This window comes from Selenomonadales bacterium, assembly GCA_017442105.1.
GTDB lineage: Bacteria > Bacillota > Negativicutes > RGIG982 > RGIG982 > RGIG982.
Genome location: JAFSAX010000184.1, coordinates 1 through 1966 on the forward strand (window position 1 = coordinate 1; position 1966 = coordinate 1966).

The following is a 1966-nucleotide window of genomic DNA, read 5'->3' on the forward strand; positions in this document are numbered from 1 at the left end:
CCAACTGCACCTGCGTATACCCTTATACGTTAGCCATATTTAGGCAAACAAAAAACGACAAGTGTTACCTTGTCGTTTCGTTTAGATATTTGTTTATGAGGTGGTAGTCGGAGAGTTTATCTACGTCCATGGCAAGTTCGGCGTGCGGCATGATGAGTGCGCGGCATCGTCTGCCCCATAGTTCGGTGAGGTGCTGTTCGATGTCCGCGGCTGACAGCTTTCCGAGAAGGAAGCTGAGGCAGAATCGGATGCCGAAGAGCTTCGCGATGCGCCACGGTTTTTTTCGTACGGCGAAGATGCGTTTGGCGACTCTGAGGAGCGCATCGGATGCGCCGCCGCTGACGTAGAGGAGGTTTCCTCCTGTGAAGGTTCCGTCTGCGAGGCGGACGTACGTTCTTCTTGCGTGCGGATATTGTTCCTCTATCTGCTCACGTCGCACGATGGGGTATGCGAGGTCGGCGCGTTCTCTCTGTGCGCTTTGCCAGAAGTATTCGACTGCGCTTGCGCGAAGGAGCGGTATGTCTGCACTTGCGAGGAGGAAGGGTCTATTCTCTGCCAGTTCGAGGGCACGGGCGAGCGCGCCTTCGATGGCGGGGGCGCCTTCGGCGATGGTGACCTGTTGAGGCAGGTTCAGCGTTTCGAGGATGGCGACGGGGCCGAGGACGGATACGCGTTCAATAGAGGGTGCGTCAAGAAGTGCACGGACGACGTGATGTATCATAGGCTTACCGCCGATGGGAAGGCAGGCTTCGTATGGTGTATATCGCGCCAGTTGACGGCAGGTCTTTCCTCCCGCGAGGACGATGGCATCGCCCAATCCGATCCCTCCTTATTGGTTGCCTGATGTTATTTACCTGTTTTCTCCATGCCTTTCGGAAGGTCAAGGAGGAGTGCCTGTTCGGCGTTTTCCATGTGTTCGCGAGCGATGCTTTGTGCAAGCTCTACGTCACGCTGGGCGATGGCTTCTACCATGCGTCTGTGTTCGTCCATGGTTTCTTTCATACGACCCGGCTGTGCCATGGAGATGGAACGGAAGCGCGTGAGTTGTTCTCTGAGGTTGCTGATGATGCCGACGAGGCGGTCGTTACGGCTTGCGCAGTAGAGTACGTCATGGAATTGGCTGTCGTATTCGACGACACGGTCCATGTCGCCGTGTTCGAAGGCATCGACGGTGGCAACGAGCATATGTTCCATCTGTTCGAGTTCGTCTTCGGTGATGCGTTCTGCGGCAAGGCCTGCGGCGAGGGCGTCGATGGAGGAACGAATTTCGAATACTTCGTTGATGTCTTTGATGGACAGGTTGGCGACGTATGTTCCGCGGCGCGGGAGCATGACGACGTAGCCTTCGAGTTCGAGTTTGCGGATGGCTTCGCGTACGGGTGTACGGCTGACGCCGAGTTCTTCTGCGATCTGAATTTCCATGAGGCGTTCGCCCGGTTCTAAGATGCCGTCACGGATGGCTTCGCGAAGTGTTTCACAGACGACTTCTCTGAGCGGTTGGTAGCTGTCTAAGCGAATGGGTGCTAATTTTCTTTCCATAGTTATATTTCCTCTCCTTGGCACGTTGCGGTAGTGCAAATGGTGTATGTGCTGTATTTTTGTTTCATGGTGTCTGCGATGCGCTTGGCATCTTGTGCCGATTTGGCAAAGGCGAATACGGTGGGGCCGCTGCCCGACATCATGGCTTTGTCTGCGCCTGCTTCTACGAGTGCGCGTTTGATCTCGTCTATTTCGGGGCGAAGCGGGATGGTGACGGTTTCTAAGACGTTGCCCATGGCTTCGTAGACGCGCGTGATGTTTCCGCTTTCGATGGCGCGTATCATGCGGTCGGCGGTGGGATGCGTTTCGACATTTTCGGCGCGGTATCCACCGTATGCCGCGGCTGTCGATACGCCGAGCGGCGGTTTGACGAGGACGAGCGGGTACTCGCCGAGGGACGATACGCGCGCAAGGACTTCTCCGCGCC

General features: G+C 56.2%; 3 protein-coding genes. All 3 read right to left on the reverse strand.

Annotation, left to right across the window (positions count from 1 at the left end):
• Positions 1-64: 64 nt before the first annotated feature.
• On the reverse strand, positions 65-817 hold the full coding sequence (locus tag IJN28_07355; GenBank protein ID MBQ6713583.1) for a nucleotidyltransferase family protein: 753 nt from the start codon (positions 815-817) through the stop codon (positions 65-67).
• A gap of 29 nt (positions 818-846) precedes the next feature.
• Positions 847-1539 carry a GntR family transcriptional regulator gene (locus IJN28_07360; GenBank protein ID MBQ6713584.1) on the reverse strand — a complete coding sequence of 231 codons (693 nt, stop codon included), beginning with the start codon at positions 1537-1539 and terminating at the stop codon, positions 847-849.
• A gap of 2 nt (positions 1540-1541) precedes the next feature.
• The coding region (locus IJN28_07365; GenBank protein ID MBQ6713585.1) for a 4-(cytidine 5'-diphospho)-2-C-methyl-D-erythritol kinase at positions 1542-1966 on the reverse strand (425 nt) is incomplete at its 5' end.

Bases quoted from the DNA above. Each gene is read 5' to 3' on its own strand.
- IJN28_07360 (MBQ6713584.1), bottom strand. From the start codon at position 1,539: ATGGAAAGAAAATTAGCACCCATTCGCTTAGACAGCTACCAACCGCTC.